Origin of the sequence: Paraflavitalea sp. CAU 1676, from assembly GCF_029223285.1 — a bacterium.
Taxonomy (GTDB): Bacteria; Bacteroidota; Bacteroidia; order Chitinophagales; family Chitinophagaceae; genus Paraflavitalea.
The window spans coordinates 1-1,498 of record NZ_JARHUJ010000019.1 but is presented as its reverse complement, the minus strand read 5'-3'; the positions used below and the strand labels follow the sequence as shown (position 1 = coordinate 1,498).

The 1,498-nt window shown below is 44.7% G+C and carries 2 protein-coding genes; both read left to right on the top strand.

Annotation, left to right across the window (positions count from 1 at the left end):
- Window positions 1–440: hypothetical protein (locus P2H89_RS35385; RefSeq protein ID WP_275836319.1), on the top strand; the 440-nt coding region annotated here is incomplete at its 5' end.
- A gap of 5 nt (window positions 441–445) precedes the next feature.
- The gene (locus P2H89_RS35380; RefSeq protein WP_275836317.1) at window positions 446–1,384 is read left to right on the top strand and encodes an IS3 family transposase; all 939 of its coding nucleotides are present in this window, start codon (window positions 446–448) and stop codon (window positions 1,382–1,384) included.
- Window positions 1,385–1,498 lie beyond the last annotated feature (114 nt).

The following is a 1,498-nucleotide window of genomic DNA, read 5'->3' as shown; positions in this document are numbered from 1 at the left end:
TTGAAAGCGGGGAATTGACGGCTGAGGAAGCTAAGGCTAAATACGGGATTAGTAGTCCGAAGACACTGAAGACGTGGGTGGTTCGCTTTGCGTCCAATCCTGATTTAGATATCAGGCGCAAACAGCAATACCCGCCTTCTCATCGGTGCCGAATCGCCCTGGAGCTAGCATCGGGCAGTTTAACCCCTCAGCAAGCAGCCCGGGAAAACAAGGTCGGGCTTACTACCATCCGGCTCTGGATGAAGGAGTTCAAAACAGCGACTCCCACAATCACTAAAAAATCTCCCAAAGGCTTATCCGGCAAAGACTCTACGATACAGGATGCGGCTTCTCAAATCAACCATCTACAATTGAAAGTGATTGCCCTGGAGACCATGATCGATATCGCAGAAAAGCAATTTGACATTGATATCAGAAAAAAGTCTGGCACCAAACAGTAATAGCCATGAAGACCACATTTACACAGATTGGCGTCGGGCCTCTTTGTGAGCTGTTTGGTAAAACCCGGCACGCTTATTATGATAAGCTTTGGTATCAGCAAAAGAGCTACAGTGATCATCAGGTTGTCATGGAGCTTCTTTTACAGTTGAAAAGAGAAGCACCAGGCTTAGGAACTCCGACCATTTACAAGCTGATTAAACAGTCCTTACAATCTCATAATATAAAAATGGGGAGGATTGCCTTGCATAACTTCCGGGTGAAGCATGGACTGGTCGATAAACCTAGGAAGAAGTTTGTACGAACAACCGACTCCTATCACCATTACAGAAAATACCCTAACCTTATAAAAGGGTTGACGGTGGATCGGGTTGATCTATTGTGGGTATGTGACATTACCTACATCCGCATTGCGGGCGGCTTTCTGTTCCTGTCATTGATCACCGATGCTTATTCCCACAAGATCGTAGGTTATCATCTACACCCTTCACTTGCCACCGAAGGTCCTCTACAGGCCCTCCACATGGCATTGAAGTCCCTGGATGCTTTGCCCGAAATACTGATTCACCATTCCGACAGAGGTACCCAATACTGCTGCCTTCAATACGTTCAGGTACTTCAATCCTATGGGATCCGCATATCAATGACGGAAAAAGGCGATCCGTATGAGAACGCGGTAGCCGAAAGAATAAATGGGATTTTGAAGACCATTTTTAACCTGCAGCGCACCTTCAAAGACCAGCCTCAGGCCCTGGAAGCTATACAAAGGGCGGTCACGTTTTACAATACCATCAGGCCACACACCAGTATCCAGGACCTTACCCCAGCTCAAGCCCACACATTAACCGGAGATCTTAAAAAACTTTGGAAGCCAAAAACATATAAACAAAGACAAAACAATAGGCAGATCGAAAGAAAAACAATTGACAATCAAAATCCTGTATAGTCAAATAAGCAAGAAATTATCTAACATTGTATAACTACTTTAGACAGGGTTATTTTACTGTATAACCCTTTTAGACATCACCGGAAACCTGTATAGTTATTTTAGCAAAGGACA

Bases quoted from the DNA above. Each gene is read 5' to 3' on its own strand.
- P2H89_RS35380 (WP_275836317.1), top strand. From the start codon at position 446: ATGAAGACCACATTTACACAGATTGGCGTCGGGCCTCTTTGTGAGCTG.